Origin of the sequence: Isoptericola sp. AK164 (assembly GCF_029643425.1) — a bacterium.
GTDB lineage: Bacteria > Actinomycetota > Actinomycetes > Actinomycetales > Cellulomonadaceae > Isoptericola > Isoptericola haloaureus.
Genome location: NZ_CP119106.1, coordinates 2,072,256 through 2,088,589, shown reverse-complemented (window position 1 = coordinate 2,088,589; position 16,334 = coordinate 2,072,256). Strand labels below are relative to the sequence as shown.

Below are 16,334 nucleotides of genomic sequence, written 5' to 3'. Positions count from 1 at the left end.
TACCATATTAGAAACCGCGATGGCGAGGCCCGGATCCGAGCATCTTCTCGTCGCGCGGGTGCGAAGGATTGAACCGGCGTTAAGCGATCACGCAAGGGAGCGTGGCATGACGGAGGGTGAAGCGCCCCGGGTGGGCAGCTGCACGCGCCTCGAGGGCCGTGTGGGACTCGTGACCGGCGCGAGCCGTGGCATCGGCCTCGCGGTCGCGCGACGACTCGTCGCGGAGGGCGCGTCCGTCGTGCTCACCGCGCGCTCCGCCGAGGACCTGGAGTCGGCGGCGGCGACGCTGCCGCCCGGCCGCGTCCGGGTCGTCGCCGGACGCGCCCAGGACCCGGACCACCGCCGCGCGGCCGTGCAGACCGCCGTGCGCGAGCTCGGGGCGCTGGATGTGCTCGTCAACAACGCCGGCATCAACCCGGTCTACGGGCCGCTCGTCGGGCTCGATCCCGAGGCCGCACGCAAGGTGCTGGAGGTGAACGTCGTCGGCACGCTCGGCTGGGTCCAGGAGGCCCTCGCGGCCGGGCTCGGCGACCGCGAGGGCGCCGCCGTCCTCAACCTCTCGTCCGTGAGCGGGCAGGTGCCGTCGCCGGGCATCGGCTGGTACGGCGTCAGCAAGGCCGCCGTCGCCCACCTCACCACGACGCTCGCCGTCGAGCTCGCCCCGTCGGTCCGCGTCAACGCCCTCGCCCCCGCGGTGGTCAGGACCCGGTTCGCCCGGGCGCTGTACGAGGGGCGCGAGGCGGAGGTCGCCGCACGCTACCCGCTGGGGCGCCTCGGGGAGCCGGTCGACGTCGCCTCCGCCGCCGCGTTCCTGTGCTCCGACGACGCGAGCTGGATCACCGGGCAGGTCCTCACGCTCGACGGCGGGCTGCTCGCGGCAGGAGGAACGGCATGACGACGACGGACCTGGTGGAGCGCACACGGCGGTTCGTGCGGGACGTCGTCGTCCCGGCGGAACCGCCGGTCGGCACCCCCCTGGAACCCGCGGCCCGCCGGTCCCTGCAGCGACAGGCCCGGGAGGCCGGCGTGTTCGCGCCCCACGTGCCGACCCGGTTCGGCGGGCAGGGGCTGCGGCTCGGCGAGTGGTCCGCCGTCTTCCAGGAGGCCGGCTACTCGCCGATCGGCCCGGCGGTCCTCAACTGCATGGCGCCCGACGAGGGGAACATGCTGCTGCTGGAGCGGGTCGCCACCCCCGCGCAGCAGGAGCGCTACCTCGCCCCGCTCGCGGCGGGCGAGACGCGGTCGTGCTTCGCCATGACCGAGCCGCACCCGGGTGCCGGGTCGGACCCGGCCGCCCTGACGACCACGGCGCGCCGGGTCGACGGGGGATGGGCGATCGACGGGGAGAAGCGGTTCATCTCCGGTGCCGAGGAGGCCGACGTCGCGATCGTGATGGCCCGGACGCCGGACGTCGGCCCCGAGGCCGCCACGATGTTCCTCGTGGAGATGGGGGCCGACGGCGTCTCGATCGGGCACGGCATCCGCACGCTGGAGACGGCGATCACCGGCGGGCACCCGCACGTGCACTTCCGGGACTGCGTCGTCCCCGACGACGCCGTCCTCGGCACGCCGGGGGAAGGCTTCCGGCACGCCCAGGTCCGGCTCGGCCCCGCCCGGCTCACGCACTGCATGCGATGGCTGGGGCTGGCACGTCGGGCCCACGACACCGCGCTGGACCGGGTGCGCCACCGCGAGCTGTTCGGTTCCCCCCTCGCGGAGCTGGGCATCGCGCAGGCGCTCGTCGCCGACTCCGAGATCGACCTCGCCACGGCCGCCGCGCTCGTCGACCGGGCGGCCCGCACGCTCGAGGACGACGCACGGGCCGGCGCCCAGGCGTCGTCCATCGCGAAGGTGCACTGCTCCGAGGCGGTCGGACGGGTCGTCGACCGGGCCGTCCAGCTCTGCGGCGGCGACGGCGTGACCCTCGAGCTGCCCCTGCTGGCGTTCCAGAACGAGGTCCGCCCCTTCCGCGTGTACGACGGGTCGAGCGAGACGCACCGGTGGGCCATCGCGCGTCGTGCCGTGGCACGCCGCGAGCGGGAGGTCGACGCCGGCGAACGCGTCCTGGACCGAGCGGAGGCCGACCGGTGAGCGCGCTCGTGACCGGACCCGACCGGGCCGACGTCGTGCAGGACGCGGCCGAGGCCGCGGCGGCCCCGCGCCCGCCGCTGCTGGTGCTCGACCCGCTGCAGCGGTACCTCGACGGCCTCGGTGTCCCGGCGGGCACGCTCGCCTGGCGGCGCATCGGCGACGGCCAGGCCAACGTCACCTACGAGGTGCGGCGCGGCGGCGAGCGGATGGTGCTGCGCCGCGGACCGCGCCCCCCGTTCCCGCCGTCGGCCCACGACATGGTCCGCGAGGCCCGCGTCGTCGCCGCGCTGGGCGCCGTAGGCGTACGCGTGCCGCGGGTCCGCGCGGTGTGCGACGACCTCGCCGTGCTGGGGGTGCCCTTCTACCTCATGGACTACGTCGAGGGCGAGGTCGTCACGACGTCGTTGCCGCCCGGGTTCGACGGCCCGGGCGCCGGGACCGCCCTGGTCCACGCCGCCGTCGACACCCTCGCCGACCTGCACCAGGTACCGCTCGAGGGCGAGGTGGCCGGCCTCGGCAGGCCCGCCGGCTACCTGGACCGGCAGGTCCGGCGTTTCGCCCAGCTCTGGCCGGTGAACACGCGGCGCTCCGTCCCGGTCGTCGACCGGCTGGCCGAGCGGCTCGCCGCCACCGTGCCGCGGTCCGCCCGCGCGACGGTCGTGCACGGCGACTACCGCCTCGGCAACCTGCTGTTCGCCGCGCCCGACCGGCTCGCCGCCGTCCTGGACTGGGAGATGGCGACGCTCGGGGACCCGCTCGCGGACCTGGGCTACCTCGTCGCCACCTACTCCGCGGCCGGCGAGGTCCGCACGCCGATGGATCTCACCCCGGTGACCGCCGGCCCGGGGTTCCCGTCCCGGGCGGGGCTCGTCGAGCGATACGCTGCCCGCACCGGTGCGGACCTGGAGAACCTGGCCTGGTACGAGGCGCTCGCCCTGTGGAAGTCGACGATCTTCTGCGAGGCGATCTACACACGATGGCTCGACGGGCAGCGACCGGACGACACCTTCGCCCCCGGCCTGGCCGAGGGCGTCCCGCTGATGGCCGACGTCGCCGCCCAGGCGCTGTCTCGTGCCGAGGAAGGAAGACGATGAAGATCGTCGTGCTGATGAAGGTGGTCCCGGACACCTACGTGGACCGCACGCTGTCGCTCGAGACGGGGCTGGCCGACCGTGCCACCGCCGACCTCGTCCTCGACGAGATCGACGAGCGTGCGCTCGAGGTGGCCCTGGCCCACGCCGACGAGGACCCCGAGACCGAGATCGTCGCCGTCGCCATGACCCCGGAACCCGGGGTCACCAGCCTGCGCAAGGCGCTCGCCCTCGGGGCGACCTCGGCGCTGCAGGTGGTCGACGACCGTCTCCTCGGGGCCGACGTCGTGCTCACCGCCGAGATCCTCGCCGCGGCCGTGCAGCACGTCGGCTTCGACCTCGTCCTGGCCGGCGACGCGTCCACCGACGGGTCCGGCGGGGCCGTCCCGGCCGCCGTCGCCGAGCTCCTCGCCCTGCCGTGCGCCACCGCGCTGGCCGAGGTGGAGCTGACCGCGACCGAGGTCACCGGCCTGCGCGCCTCCGACGGCGCCACCGTGCGCCTCACCGCGCCCCTGCCGGCCGTGGTGTCCGTCACCGAGGCGCTGCCCGAGGCCCGCATGGCCGGCTTCAAGGGGATCATCGCCGCCAAGAAGAAGACCATCGAGACCGTCTCCGCCACCGACCTCGGCGTCGACCCCGAGCCGGCCGACGCCGCCCGGTCGATCATGCTCGCCGTCGCCGAGCGGCCGGCGCGGACGGCGGGCACCAAGATCGTCGACCGCGGGGACGCCGGTGAGCAGCTGGCGGCGTTCCTCCTCGAGAACCGGCTGGCATGAGGGAGGACACCACGATGACCGACGTCCACGACGCACCGATCCTGGTGCTCCTCGACCGCACGCCCGACGGTGCACCGGCGGCGTCGTCCGCCGAGCTGCTCGGGGCGGCCGCCACGATCGGCACGCCCGTCGCGCTGCTCGTGGGACCCGGTGCCGAGACCGAGGCCGCCGCGGCCGGCGCGCTGGGGGCGCGGCGGGTGCTGACCGTCTCCACGCCGGCCAAGACGCTGGGTGTCCCCCAGGTGGACGCCCTCGCGGCGGCGGCACGGCACGTCCGCCCGGCGGCGGTGCTCGCCGCGCACTCCGTGGAGGGGCGCGAGGTGGCCGCCCGCTACGCGGTCCGGACCCGGTCGGCGCTCGCGGTCGACGCCGTGCGGGTCTCCCGCGACGACGAGGGGATCGTCTCCCACCACTCGGTCTACGGCGGGACCTACCTGGTCGACGCCGCACCGACGTTCGGCGCGCCGGTCATCACCGTCCGGCCCGGCGAGATCGACGACCGGGCACCGGCCGTCGACGACGCCGCCGTCGAGGAGATCGAGGTCGAGGACTCGGGCCTGCCCGGTGCCGAGATCGTGGCGGTCGAGCCGGTCGAGGTCACCTCGGAACGACCCGAGCTGCGCGGGGCCGAGAAGGTCGTGTCCGGCGGTCGGGGACTGGGCTCGGCGGAGGGTTTCGAGCTGGTCGAGCGCCTTGCCGACGCGCTCGGTGCCGCCGTCGGCGCCTCGCGCGTCGCGGTGGACAACGGGTACGCCCCGGCGTCGGCCCAGGTGGGGCAGACGGGCGTGTCCGTGTCACCGCGCCTCTACGTCGCCCTGGGCATCTCGGGCGCGATCCAGCACCGTGCCGGGATGCAGACCGCCCAGACCATCGTCGTCGTCAACAACGACGCCGACGCGCCCCTGTTCGAGATCGCGGACTTCGGGGTGGTCGGTGACGTGTTCGAGGTCGTGCCGCAGCTCGTGGCCGCGCTCGAGGAGCGGAGGGGCGCATGACCGCGCTGCGGCGAGGGCTGCCGCGTCGTCCGGGCGGGCCGCCGTGGCCGCCGGCCGGCGAGGCGCCCGGGACGGCGGGCGTCGTGGCCGCGCCGGAGGCGTCCGTGGCCACCGGGACGATCGAGCGCCCGGAGGAGGGCGTCGCTGAGCCGGAGGCCTCGGCCGCGGGCACGGGCGGCGCGACGTCCGCCCGGCCGGCAGCCGCGTCCGGTGGGTCTGCCCAGGGTCCTGCGCAGCCGGTCGCCGACGGTGTCCCGCTGCGCCGCGGCCTGCCGCGCGTGGCCGGGGGAGAGCCGTGGCCGCCGGCGGGGACGGCGCCGGCCTGGGCGTACCGACCGCCCGAGCCGGAGCCCGAGCCCGAGCCGGAGCCCGAGCCCGAGGCGGGGCCGGAACCGGTGCCCGAGCCCGAGCCGGAGCCCGAGCCCGAGGCGGGGCCGGAACCGGTGCCCGAGCCCGAGGCGGGGCCGGAACCGGTGCCCGAGCCCGAGGCGGGGCCGGAACCGGTGCCGACTCCGGTCGGGGCGGGGGACGACGTCCCCGTCGCACGGCAGCAGCCGGGCACGGTCGGCGGTGACGAGCCCTCCGCCAGGACCGGCCCGCGACTGCCGCGCCGCGCGGCCCGTGCTCTGGCTCTGGTCGCCGTGGCGGTCGTGCTGGTCGGTGTCGCCGTCCTGGTGGCGCGGTGGCTGGTCGACCTCGAGCCGGTGCAGCGCTTCCTGGCGACGTACCCCGGCGACTACCCCCTGCCCGAGGGGTCGCCGGTGGGGATCCCCGCCTGGCTCTCGTGGCAGCACTTCTTCAACGTGTTCCTGCTGGTGATGATCGTGCGCACCGGCTGGATGGTGCGGCGCCAGCAGCGCCCCGAGGCGTACTGGGCCCCACGGTCCGCGCCGACCTCCCGCGTCAGCATCATGTCCTGGGCCCACCAGGCGCTGGACGTCTTCTGGATCGCCAACGGCGCGCTCTACCTGGTCCTGCTCTTCGCGACCGGGCAGTGGGTGCGCATCGTGCCGACCGACTGGAGCGTGGTCCCGAACGCGCTCTCCGCGGGACTCCAGTACCTCTCGCTGAGCTGGCCCACCGACAACGGCTGGGTCCACTACAACAGCCTGCAGCAGCTGGCCTACTTCACCACCGTGTTCGTCGCGGCGCCGCTGGCGATCGCCAGCGGGGTGCGGATGAGCTCCGCGTGGCGCGAGGGCAGCCGGTGGGACCGGGTGCTCCCCGTCGCGACGGCCCGCCGTCTCCACTTCCCGGTGATGCTCTACTTCGTCGCGTTCACGGTCGTCCACGTGGCCCTCGTGCTCTCGACCGGTGCGCTGCGCAACCTCAACCACATGTACGGCGGACGCGACGAGGTGAGCTGGTTCGGCTTCTGGATGCTCGTGGCCTCGCTCGTCGTGATCGTGGCGGCCGCGTCCGCGCTGCGCCCCGTCCTCCTCGCGCCCGTCGCCCGCCGGTTCGGCACCGTCAGCCGGCGCTGAGCCCCGTCCGACCACCCGCAGTCACGAAGGAGTGATCATGAGCGAGACCGTCGAGATCAGGAAGGGTCTGGCCGGTGTCACGGTCGACCGCACCGCCGTCTCCCACGTCAACGTCGAGAGCAACTCGCTGCTCTACCGGGGGTACCCGGTGCAGGAGCTCGCGGCGACCACCTCGTTCGAGGAGGTCGTGCACCTGCTCTGGTACGGCGACCTGCCCACCGCCGAGGAGCTCGACCGCTTCCGGGCGGCCGAGCGGAAGCACCGAGCGCTGGACGCGCACCTGACGGACGTCATCGACGGGCTGTCGCGGACCGCCCACCCGATGGACGTGGTGCGCACCGCCGTCAGCGTCATCGGTGCTGACGACCCCGACGTCGCCGACCAGGACCCCGAGACGGTGCTGCGCAAGGCGCTCGTGCTCTACGCGAAGCTCCCTGCCGTCGTGGCCCACGTCCAGCGACGGCGTCGGGGGCTGGCCCCGGTCCCGCCCCGGGACGACCTGGGCTACGCCGCGAACTTCCTGTGGATGACTTTCGGCGACGAACCCGACGAGGTCGTGCGCCAGGCCTTCGACGTGTCGATGACGCTCTACGCGGAGCACTCGTTCAACGCCTCGACCTTCACCGCCCGGGTGGTCGCCTCGACGCTGTCCGACTACCACAGCGCGATCGTGGCGGCCGTGGGCGCCCTCAAGGGGTCGCTGCACGGCGGGGCGAACGAGGCCGTGATGCATACCTTCGACGAGATCGGCACCGCAGCGAACGTCGTGCCGTGGCTCGACACCGCGCTCGCGGACAAGCGCAAGATCATGGGATTCGGGCACCGCGTGTACAAGCGCGGCGACTCCCGGGTGCCCACGATGCAGGCGGCGCTTGACTCACTCGTCGCGCACGACGACCGGCCCGATCTCGCGGAGCTCGCCACGGCCCTCGAGACGGAGTTCGTCGAGCGCAAGGGGATCTACCCGAACCTCGACTATCCCTCCGGCCCCGCCTACCACCTCATCGGCTTCGACACCGAGCTCTTCACGCCGATCTTCGTGGCCTCGCGCATCGCCGGCTGGACCGCGCACGTCCAGGAGCAGTACGCCGACAACGCCCTGATCCGTCCGCTCAGCGCCTACGACGGCGTGGGCGAGCGGCACGTCGCCGGCTACGTCCCGGACGCGGCGGCGGTGGCCGCGGCGACCCGGAGCGAGGAGCAGGCCGGGTAGGACTCGTCGACGAGAGCCCCGGCTCCCGTGGCCGCCCTCCTCCCGCCTGGGAGGGGGGCGGCCACAGGGCATCCTGCCGGGCGTGCGCCGACGCGGAAGGCCCCGGAACCCTCAGGGGTTCCGGGGCCTTCGACGAGCTCACGGCGGAGCGCTACCGATCAGATGTCGTGCTGGTCGACGACATCGTGACGAACTCAGATGTCGTAGTAGAGCTCGAACTCGTGCGGGTGCGGGCGCAGACGGATCGGGTCGATCTCGTTGGTGCGCTTGTAGTCGACCCAGGTGGCGATGAGGTCCTCGGAGAAGACGTCGCCCTGGGTGAGGAACTCGTGGTCCGCCTCGAGGTTGTTGATCGCGCCCTCGAGCGAGCTCGGGACCTGGGCGATCTCCGCGTGCTCCTCCGGCGGGAGCTCGTAGAGGTCCTTGTCGACCGGGGCCGGCGGCTCGATGCGGTTCTTGATGCCGTCGATGCCGGCGAGCAGCATCGCGGAGAACGCGAGGTACGGGTTCGACGACGGGTCCGGCACGCGGAACTCGACGCGCTTGGCCTTCGGCGAGGAGCCGGTGACCGGGATGCGGATGCAGGCCGAGCGGTTACGGGCCGAGTAGACCAGGTTGACCGGGGCCTCGAAGCCGGGGACCAGGCGGTGGAACGAGTTCACCGACGGGTTGGTGAAGGCCAGCAGCGACGGGGCGTGCTTGAGCAGACCGCCGATGTACCAGCGGGCCATGTCGGACAGGCCGCCGTAGCCCTTCTCGTCGTAGAACAGCGGCTCGCCGTTCAGCCACAGCGACTGGTGGGAGTGCATGCCCGAGCCGTTGTCACCGAAGATCGGCTTCGGCATGAACGTCACCGACTTGCCGGCGTTGAAGCCGACGTTCTTGATGACGTACTTGAACTTCATCAGGTCGTCGGCGGCGTGCAGCAGGGTGTTGAACTTGTAGTTGACCTCCTGCTGGCCGGCGGTGCCCACCTCGTGGTGCGCACGCTCGACGTCCAGGCCCACCTGGCCCAGGGTCGCGACCATGTCGTCGCGCAGATCCGCGAAGCGGTCGCTGGGGGAGGTGGGGAAGTAGCCACCCTTGTAGCGGGTCTTGTAGCTGAGGTTCCCGCCCTCTTCGTCGCGGCCCGTGTTCCAGGCGGCCTCGACGGAGTCGATCTCGTAGAAGCTCCGCTGCGAGTTGGTCTCGAAGCGAGCGGAGTCGAAGATGTAGAACTCGGCCTCGGGCGCGAAGAACGCGGTGTCCGCGAGACCGGTGGAGGCGAGGTAGGCCTCGGCCTTGGCCGCGATGTTGCGCGGGTCACGGGCGTAGGGCTCGTCCGTGAACGGGTCGACGATCGAGAAGTTCATCACGAGCGTCTTGCGCTTGCGGAACGGGTCGATGAAGGCGGTCTTCACGTCCGGGACGAGCTTCATGTCCGACTCGTGGATCGCCTGGAACCCGCGGATCGAGGAGCCGTCGAACATGAGGCCGTCGGTGAACGAGTCCTCGTCGAACTGCGCCACGGGGATGTTGAAGTGCTGCATGACGCCCGGCAGGTCGATGAACCGGACGTCGATGAACTCCACCCCCTCGTTGCGGGTGAAGGCGATTGCCTCCTCGGCATTGGTGAACATGCATGCGCTCCTTGATGAGACGGTGCCAGGTGGCTCGGCGCCCTTGACGCTAGAGCCGTGGGATTACCCTTGCATAGCGCGAGTGTTTCGTCCGCGTTACGTACGCGACCTGGTGGCCGACGTAGGGTGATTTCATGCCGTCACGCGACGATTTCGGGTCCTGGCTCTCCGGACAGAACGTTCCACCAGATGAGACACCGGGCACCGACCGGCTCGGTCTGCCGAGCTCGGGGCCGGGGTCGCCGGCGCCGCTCGGACGTCGTGTCGTCGCCCTCGTCGTGGACTGGGCGGCCGTGAGCGGCATGAGCTACGCGTTCTTCTCCTACGACGCCGGGGCCACGCTCGGGCTGTTCTTCGCGATGAACCTGATCCTGGTCAGCACCGTCGGGACCACTCTCGGCCACCGACTGCTCGGCCTGCGGGTGCGCCGGCTGCACACCGCGGGCCCGCACCTGGTCGGCTTCGGTGCCGGCGCGATCCGTGCCGTGCTGCTCTGCCTGGTGATCCCCGCCGTGGTGTGGGACGCCGACGGCCGCGGCCTGCACGACAAGGCGGCCGGGGCCGTCATCGTGCGTCGATGACGGTCCCGGCCGCCTGCGGGTGGTTCGGTCCGGGGCTCAGCGCCCGCGCATCCCCTTGCGGTCGGGCCGGGCGTTCATGGGGTCGACGCCCTTGGGCACCGGCAGGCGGACCCCGCCGAGCGCCTTGAGGCGCTTGCCGACCTCGCCGGCCTCGGCCCGCGTGAGCTGCTTCTTCATGCGCTGGACCTTGCGGGCGACCTTGGGCAGCGGCACCTGGCCCTCCTCGTCGCCGACCTGGATCGTGGCGACCGGGACGTTGGGCAGGATGCGCGTGGTGCGCTTGCGCTCGTCGGCCAGCATCCGCTGCACGCGGTGCGCGGGGCCCTCGGAGACCAGCACGACGCCGGGGCGTCCCACGCCGCGGAAGACGAGGTCCTGGTGGCGGTTGACCGCCACCGGCTCGTCGTCGAAGTTCCAGCCGCCGCGGACGGTGCCCAGGGCGGCGCGCACGGCGCCCGGCTGGCCGGCGATCTGGGTGTACGCCGCCCGCTCGGCCTTGCGCGTCAGGACGAACATCGCGGCGAGCAGGGCGAACGGCAGACCGATGATCGAGGCGTAGATCACGTTGCCGGTCAGGGCGCCGATGAGCAGCGCGACGGCGAGGACGCCGAGGAAGACCGCCAGCATGATCCAGGTGACCATGGGGTCCTGGCGCCTGGTCATCTGGTACGCGGACCACACCTGGTGGTACCAGCGCTGCTTCTTGGGCTTCTTCTGCTTCTTCGTGGACGCGTCGGCGGGCTCGCCGGCGTCGGACTTCGTGCGGGCCATGGTGGTCCAGTCTACTGGGCGCGGGGAGCGACGAGGCTCGCCGCCTCCTGGCGTGCGGTCGTGGGTTCGGTCAGGTGTGCGAGGGCCTCCGGGACGGCCTGGCCGCGCTTGGTCATGGCCTGGCCCCACAGGCGTCCGGCGCGGTACGAGGACCGCACCAGGGGGCCGGCCATGACGCCGAGGAACCCGATCTCCTCGGCGTACTCGCTCAGCTCGACGAACTCCTCGGGGCGCACCCAGCGCTCCACGGGGTGGTGGCGCACGGACGGGCGCAGGTACTGGGTGATCGTGATGAGGTCGCACCCGGCCGACTGCAGGTCGTCCAGCGCGGACTTGACCTCCTCGATCGTCTCGCCCATCCCGAGGATGAGGTTCGACTTGGTCACCAGGCCGGCCTCGCGCGCACGGGTCAGCACCGACAGCGACCGCTCGTAGCGGAAGGCGGGGCGGATCTTCTTGAAGATGCGCGGCACGGTCTCGACGTTGTGCGCCATCACCTCGGGGCGCGACTCGTTGACCGCGTCGAGCAGCTCGGGGATCGCGTTGAAGTCCGGGATGAGCAGCTCGACGCCGGTGCCCGGGTTAAGCGCGTGGATCTGCCGGACGGTCTCGGCGTAGAGCCAGGCGCCGCCGTCGGCCAGGTCGTCGCGGGCGACGCCCGTGACCGTGGAGTACTTCAGGCCCATCTGCTGGACCGACTCGGCGACGCGCCGCGGCTCGTCGGCGTCGAAGTCGGCCGGCTTGCCGGTGTCGATCTGGCAGAAGTCGCACCGGCGGGTGCACTGGTCACCGCCGATGAGGAAGGTCGCCTCGCGGTCCTCCCAGCACTCGAAGATGTTCGGACAGCCTGCCTCCTCGCAGACGGTGTGCAGCCCACCGCCCTTGACCAGGCCCTTGAGCTCCTTGTACTCCGGGCCCATGACCGCGCGGGTCTTGATCCACTCGGGCTTCTTCTCGATGGGGGTCTCGGCGTTGCGGGCCTCGACGCGCAGCAGGCGGCGGCCCTCGGGTGCGATGGTCACGGCGTCGTTCCCTTCGTCGACGTCTGTCAGCCTACGACGGCGTCGCGCGTCCCCGGCGCGACGTCTTGCTGCGTGGGCGTGAGGTGGGTCACCAGGGGTGTCAGGTGCCCGACCAGGGCCTCGGTCAGGGCGTCCCGGACGTCGTCGACCGTGATGTGCCGTCCGGTCTCGGCCGTCAGCGAGGTGACGTCGGCGTCGTCGATGCCGCAGGGCACGATGGCGTCGAACGCGGTCAGGTCCGGGTCGCAGTTCAGGGCCAGGCCGTGCATCGTCACGCCGCGGGCCACGCGGGCGCCGATCGCGCAGACCTTGCGGGCCCGGCGCGGGGCGCCGCCGTCCGGCCCCTCGGCGCCCTCGTCGGCCGCGAACCACACCCCGGACCGGCCCTCGACGCGGACCGGCTCGAGCCCCAGCCCGCGGCAGACGTCCATGACGGCGGCCTCGAGCGTGCGGACGTAGGCGACGACGTCGACGGGGGAGCGCAGGGGGACGATCGGGTAGGCGACGAGCTGGCCGGGCCCGTGCCAGGTGATCTTGCCGCCGCGGTCGACGTCCACGACCGCGGTGCCGTCGGTGGGGTACTCGGCCCGGCGGGTCCGTCGCCCGGCCGTGTACACCGAGGCGTGCTCGAGCAGGAAGAGGCGTCCGGCGTCCTGGCCCGCGTGCACGGCGGCGTGCGTGCGGCGCTGCAGGTCCCAGGCCTCGTGGTAGTCGACCGGGCCCGGCAGGGAGACGACGTCCATGTCCGGCAGCCTACTGCTCGGCGGGGCTGCGGGGCTCCGCGCGCTGGGCGCGCACCATCGCCACGAGGAGCTCGCGCAGGGCCTCGACCTGGTCCTCGTCGAGGCCGCGCGCGGTGAGGTCCTCGGCGGGCTGGAACTGCGCCGCCTCCAGCGCGACGCGCCGGCCGAGGTCGGTGATGGTGACGGCGCGACGACGGCGGTCGCGCGGGTCGTCGTCCCGCGTCACGTAGCCGGAGCGCTCGAGACGAGCCACGATGCGGCTCATGGTCTGCTCGGTGACCCCGTTGCGGGCGGCGATCTCGCGCTGGGTGAGCGGTCCGCCCATCAGGTGCAGGAGCGCGGGGTGCCCGGCGTGGTTGAGGTCCCAGGTCGCCAGGTGCGCGTTCCAGTCCTGCTCGATCCGGCGCGCGACCGAGAAGAGGAGGCGCCCCGTGGGCCACTGGCGCGGGTCCTCGCTCATCGGGTCCGGTTCCGTGCCGGATCGGCTCTGCGGTGTCATCACTTGCGTTCCGTCCTCGGGTTCTCCATCATACTAAGCATGCTGAGTAAAAGGTGGGCGGGTATCGCCCGCGGTCTGGTCATTCTGGCAGCGATCGGCGTCTGGCTCGCCATCGGGGCGTTCGGTGGCCAGGCCCAGGGCAACCTGAGCAGCGTCCAGGAGAACGACTCCGCCGCGTTCCTGCCCGAGAGCGCCGAGTCGACCCGGGCGGCCGAGCTCGCCGCGGAGTTCACCGACGACACGACCCTGCCCGCCCTGCTCGTGGCCGAGGCCGGTGACGGTGCCACCCTGACCCCCGAGCAGCTCGCGGACGTGCAGGCGTACGCCGAGGCGGTGCCGGACGCGCCGCTCGAGGGAGCCACCGGCGACGAGCCCGCCACGGTGGGCGAGGCCAGCGTCGCCGACCCGGTGGTCATCCCGTCCGAGGACGGCGAGGCGGCGCTGGTGCTGGTCTCCCTCGACGCCTCGCTCGCCGACGAGGTCGTCGGCGAGAAGGAGTCCAGCGTGACCGAGGCCGCCGTCACGGCGCTGCGCGACCTCGCCGAGCAGGGTGCTGGCGACGGCGGTCTGGCCGACACCGGGCTCGAGGCGTGGGTCACCGGACCGGCCGGCTTCGTCGCCGACCTCACCAACGCGTTCGGCGCCATCGACACCGTGCTGCTCCTCGTCGCCCTCGGCGCCGTCCTCGTCATCCTCGCCCTGGTCTACCGCTCGCCGTTCCTGCCGTTCGTGGTCATCTTCACCTCCGTGCTCGCGCTGTCCCTCGCCGGGCTCGCCGTCTACCAGCTGGCGGCGAACGACGTGCTGACCCTCAACGGCCAGTCCCAGGGCATCCTGTCGATCCTCGTGGTCGGCGCGTCCGTGGACTACTCCCTGCTCGTCGTGGCCAGGTACCGCGAGGAGCTGGGGCGGCTGTCGTCGCCCTACACCGCCCTGCGCCGCGCCGTCCGGGCGTCGTTCGAACCCATCACGGCCAGCGCGGTCACCGTCATCGCCGGCCTGCTCTGCCTGCTGCTGTCCGACCTGTCGTCCAACCGCAGCCTCGGGCCCGTCGCCGCCATCGGCATCGTCGCGGCGTTCCTGTCCGCGCTGACCCTGCTGCCGGCGCTGCTGCTCGTCGGCGGGAAGCGTGCCCGCTGGGTGTTCTGGCCCCGGATCCCCCGGGTGCCGGCCACCGCCGAGGGCGCGACGGCGTCCGACGCCGGCACGTCCGCCGAGCACGACGCCGAGCAGGACGCCACGCACGGCGCCGCGCCGCGCCACGGCCGCCACAGCGCCGCGGGCGCGACGGACGACGCCCCGGCCGTGGCCGGGCACGGCCTGTGGTCCCGCGTGGCCGGCTTCGTCGGTCGCCACGACCGGCCCGTCTGGATCGTCACCGCGATCGTGCTCCTCGCCGGTGCCGCCTTCGTGCCCACGCTGAACGCCGGCGGGACGGGCGACTCCGACGTGTTCCTCACCCAGGTCGACTCCGTCGACGGCGAGGAGGTCCTCACCGCGCACTTCGAGGGCGTGTCCACCCAGCCGGCCACCGTCATCGTCCCCGAGGGCGACCTGGACGCCGTCGTGGAGGCCGCCGAAGGCACCGCGGGGGTCTCCGAGGCCGCCCCGGTGACCGACCAGCCGGCCCCGGCGCCCGGGGCGCCGGCCGGCGGCGACCCGCTCGTGGTGGACGGCCTGGTCCGGGTGGACGTCGTCACCGACGCGCCCTCCGACAGCCAGGAGGCCACCGAGGCCGTGTCGGCCCTGCGGGACTCGCTGCAGGACGTCTCGCCCGACGCCCTCGTCGGCGGCGCCGCCGCCGAACGCCTGGACACCCAGCTCGCCGGCCAGCGTGACCTGCAGGTCATCGTGCCCGTCGTGCTGGTGGTCATCCTGCTGATCCTCATGCTGCTGCTGCGCTCGGTGCTGGCCGCCGCGCTCCTCATGGGGGCGAACGTGCTGTCGTTCGGCTTCGCCCTCGGCGTCTCGGCGATCCTGTTCAACACCGTCTTCGACTTCCCGGCGACCGACCCCAGCGTGCCGCTGTACGCGTTCGCGTTCCTCGTCGCGCTCGGCGTCGACTACTCGATCTTCCTCATGACCCGCGTGCGGGAGGAGAGCCTGAAGATCGGGACGCGGCCGGGGGTGCTGCGCGGGCTCGCGGTCACGGGATCGGTCATCACCTCGGCCGGTGTCGTGCTCGCGGCGACGTTCGCGGCCCTCGGCGTCATCCCGCTGGCGTTCCTCGCCCAGCTCGCCTTCATCGTCTCCTTCGGCGTGCTGATCGACACCCTCGTGGTCCGCAGCCTGCTGGTGCCGGCGCTGGTCCACGACATCGGCGACCGCACGTGGTGGCCGTCCCACCTGGCGCGTCGCCCGGTGGCGGTCGAGCAGGGGTCGGGCACCATGGGCACATGATCACGCCACGCGTCGCCATCATCGGGTACGGGGGAGCCGGCCGGGGGATCCACGCCGCCCTCGCACGGGAGGCCGGTCTCCCCGTCACCGGTGTCGTCACCCGCGACCAGGGTCGCCGCACCCAGGCCGCGGGCGACTGGCCCGGCGCCCGGCTGTACGACGACCTGGACGCCCTGCTGGCCGCGCGCTCGACCTACGACGTCGTCGTGGTCGCCAGCCCCACCCAGCTCCACGCCGCCCAGGCCGCGGCGCTGGCCCGGGCGGGCGTCCCGTTCGTCCTGGACAAGCCGATCGGCGTCGACGCCCACGAGGCGCGCGCCGTGGTCGCCGAGGCGGACGCGACCGGCACCCCCTTCACGGTGTTCCAGAACCGGCGCTGGGACCCGGAGCAGCTCACGCTCTCCGCGCTCCTGGGGCGCGGAGAGCTGGGCGACGTGCACACCTTCGAACGGCACTGGGAGCGCTGGCGGCCCGTACCGCGCAAGCGGTGGAAGGAGAACGACCCCGACGGCGGCGGTCTCCTGCTCGACCTCGGACCGCACCTCGTGGACTCCGCCACCCGGCTCTTCGGCCGGGTGACCGGCGTGTGGGCCCAGCTGCGGGCCCTGACCACGCCGACCGAGGACGACGTCTTCCTCGTCCTGACGCACGAGGCGGGGGGCGGGCTGGCCGCCAGCCCGCACGCCGTCACCTCGCGGCTGTGGGCCGGCTCCGTCGTCGCCGCGCCCGGGCCGCGCACCCGCGTGCTCGGCACCGACGGCGCCTACCTCGTGACCACCTTCGAGCAGGACGCCTCGCCGCTCGAGCGGTTCGACGACGACGCCCCGGCCGGCACGCACGGATGGTTCACGCGCGGGCGCGAGCGGCGGCCCGTCCCCGCCGCGGCGGGCGGCCACGCCGACTTCTACCGGGCCCTCGGCCCCTGGCTGGACGGCGAGGAGCCCGCGCCCGTCGACCCGGCCGACGCCGTGCGTACCGCCGAGGTCCTCGACGCGGCCCGCGTGGCTGCCCGTCAGGGACGCCGCGTCGAGCTCTGAGGACGGCACCGC

At 73.3% G+C, this 16,334-nt stretch carries 15 protein-coding genes; 10 read left to right on the top strand and 5 right to left on the bottom strand.

Annotated features, from left to right (window positions below; genetic code table 11):
* Window positions 1–106: 106 nt before the first annotated feature.
* The 7 genes from PO879_RS09715 to PO879_RS09685 are packed head-to-tail and all read left to right on the top strand — an operon-like array spanning window position 107 to window position 7,650.
* Window positions 107–895, top strand: a complete 789-nt coding sequence (locus PO879_RS09715) for an SDR family oxidoreductase (RefSeq protein WP_278234703.1) — start codon at window positions 107–109, stop codon at window positions 893–895.
* Complete coding sequence (locus PO879_RS09710; protein WP_278234702.1) at window positions 892–2,091, top strand: acyl-CoA dehydrogenase family protein; 1,200 nt, start codon at window positions 892–894, stop codon at window positions 2,089–2,091. The genes PO879_RS09715 and PO879_RS09710 overlap by 4 nt, the downstream gene beginning before the upstream one ends.
* Window positions 2,088–3,185 (top strand): phosphotransferase family protein, encoded by a 1,098-nt coding sequence (locus PO879_RS09705; protein ID WP_278234701.1) that lies wholly within the window; start codon window positions 2,088–2,090, stop codon window positions 3,183–3,185. Before PO879_RS09710 ends, PO879_RS09705 begins: the two co-directional genes overlap by 4 nt.
* Window positions 3,182–3,958, top strand: a complete 777-nt coding sequence (locus tag PO879_RS09700) for an electron transfer flavoprotein subunit beta/FixA family protein (RefSeq protein ID WP_278234700.1) — start codon at window positions 3,182–3,184, stop codon at window positions 3,956–3,958. Before PO879_RS09705 ends, PO879_RS09700 begins: the two co-directional genes overlap by 4 nt.
* Before the next feature lie 14 nt (window positions 3,959–3,972).
* Window positions 3,973–4,953, top strand: coding sequence for an electron transfer flavoprotein subunit alpha/FixB family protein (locus PO879_RS09695; RefSeq protein WP_278237503.1), 981 nt, complete (start codon window positions 3,973–3,975; stop codon window positions 4,951–4,953).
* A complete protein-coding gene (locus tag PO879_RS09690) occupies window positions 4,950–6,437 on the top strand; it encodes a cytochrome b/b6 domain-containing protein (RefSeq protein WP_278234699.1) in 1,488 nt (495 codons plus the stop codon). Before PO879_RS09695 ends, PO879_RS09690 begins: the two co-directional genes overlap by 4 nt.
* Window positions 6,438–6,474: 37 nt before the next feature.
* Window positions 6,475–7,650, top strand: coding sequence for a bifunctional 2-methylcitrate synthase/citrate synthase (locus PO879_RS09685; protein ID WP_278234698.1), 1,176 nt, complete (start codon window positions 6,475–6,477; stop codon window positions 7,648–7,650).
* A 194-nt stretch (window positions 7,651–7,844) separates the two neighbouring features.
* On the opposite strand, the gene glnA is transcribed toward PO879_RS09685, so the two are convergent.
* Window positions 7,845–9,269 carry a type I glutamate--ammonia ligase gene (glnA, locus tag PO879_RS09680; protein ID WP_278234697.1) on the bottom strand — a complete coding sequence of 475 codons (1,425 nt, stop codon included), beginning with the start codon at window positions 9,267–9,269 and terminating at the stop codon, window positions 7,845–7,847.
* Between the two features lie 302 nt (window positions 9,270–9,571).
* Between glnA and PO879_RS16285 the strand changes: the two genes are divergently transcribed.
* Window positions 9,572–9,850, top strand: coding sequence for an RDD family protein (locus PO879_RS16285; RefSeq protein WP_347568626.1), 279 nt, complete (start codon window positions 9,572–9,574; stop codon window positions 9,848–9,850).
* 36 nt (window positions 9,851–9,886) lie between these two features.
* On the opposite strand, the gene PO879_RS09670 is transcribed toward PO879_RS16285, so the two are convergent.
* Genes PO879_RS09670 through PO879_RS09655 form a run of 4 tightly spaced genes read right to left on the bottom strand, consistent with a single transcriptional unit; the run spans window position 9,887 to window position 12,846 of the window.
* Window positions 9,887–10,621 carry a DUF4191 domain-containing protein gene (locus PO879_RS09670; protein WP_278234695.1) on the bottom strand — a complete coding sequence of 245 codons (735 nt, stop codon included), beginning with the start codon at window positions 10,619–10,621 and terminating at the stop codon, window positions 9,887–9,889.
* Window positions 10,622–10,632: 11 nt separating this feature from the next.
* A complete protein-coding gene (gene lipA / locus PO879_RS09665; RefSeq protein WP_278234694.1) occupies window positions 10,633–11,643 on the bottom strand; it encodes a lipoyl synthase in 1,011 nt (336 codons plus the stop codon).
* 26 nt (window positions 11,644–11,669) lie between these two features.
* Window positions 11,670–12,386, bottom strand: coding sequence for a lipoyl(octanoyl) transferase LipB (lipB, locus tag PO879_RS09660; protein ID WP_278234693.1), 717 nt, complete (start codon window positions 12,384–12,386; stop codon window positions 11,670–11,672).
* A gap of 10 nt (window positions 12,387–12,396) precedes the next feature.
* Window positions 12,397–12,846, bottom strand: a complete 450-nt coding sequence (locus tag PO879_RS09655; RefSeq protein ID WP_278234692.1) for a MarR family winged helix-turn-helix transcriptional regulator — start codon at window positions 12,844–12,846, stop codon at window positions 12,397–12,399.
* A gap of 78 nt (window positions 12,847–12,924) precedes the next feature.
* On the opposite strand from PO879_RS09655, the gene PO879_RS09650 reads away from it, so the two are divergent.
* Both PO879_RS09650 and PO879_RS09645 read left to right on the top strand, forming a co-directional pair.
* Window positions 12,925–15,285, top strand: a complete 2,361-nt coding sequence (locus PO879_RS09650; RefSeq protein ID WP_278234691.1) for an MMPL family transporter — start codon at window positions 12,925–12,927, stop codon at window positions 15,283–15,285.
* Window positions 15,282–16,322: a Gfo/Idh/MocA family oxidoreductase gene (locus PO879_RS09645; protein WP_278234690.1), complete on the top strand. Its 1,041-nt coding sequence runs from the start codon at window positions 15,282–15,284 to the stop codon at window positions 16,320–16,322. The genes PO879_RS09650 and PO879_RS09645 overlap by 4 nt, the downstream gene beginning before the upstream one ends.
* Window positions 16,323–16,334 lie beyond the last annotated feature (12 nt).